At 40.4% G+C, this 361-nt stretch carries 1 pseudogene; it reads right to left on the bottom strand.

The window, feature by feature from the left end:
- Positions 1 to 174 precede the first annotated feature (174 nt).
- Positions 175 to 361: pseudogene (locus AB4585_RS24900) on the bottom strand (DsbA family protein); the annotation flags it as partial.

The raw sequence follows: 361 nt of genomic DNA, 5'->3' as shown, positions 1-361 counted from the left end.
GCTTTCAACCAGTTGCTTGATAACGTCTTGTAGTTCTGGAAAGTCATTCTCGAGAGAGTGTTTCTCACCTAACATAATCACCCCTTTAGTAAGGTATAGAGTAAAATTGCAGTTGGATTCACAATAAATGTAGCATGCTATTTTAAGGTACTCGCTGTTTCCCAAAAAATTACTCTAAATTTTCCCTAAAACATGATCTATCTGATTAAGCGTGACTTCGGCATCTTGATAGTTTATCGGTAGCTCGGTAACAGACTCCCCTTTAACAACAAACAGCGAGGGAAAGCTATTGCCGCCTATTGAGCGGGCAAACCTGAGTTCCTGCATCAATGCTTGATTTATCTCGGCTGAACCTAAATCC

It is taken from the genome of Vibrio sp. 10N.222.49.C9 (genome assembly GCF_041474985.1).
GTDB lineage: Bacteria > Pseudomonadota > Gammaproteobacteria > Enterobacterales > Vibrionaceae > Vibrio > Vibrio crassostreae_C.
Note: the sequence above shows the minus strand (reverse complement) of the source record. Positions and strands in the feature narration are given on the sequence as shown.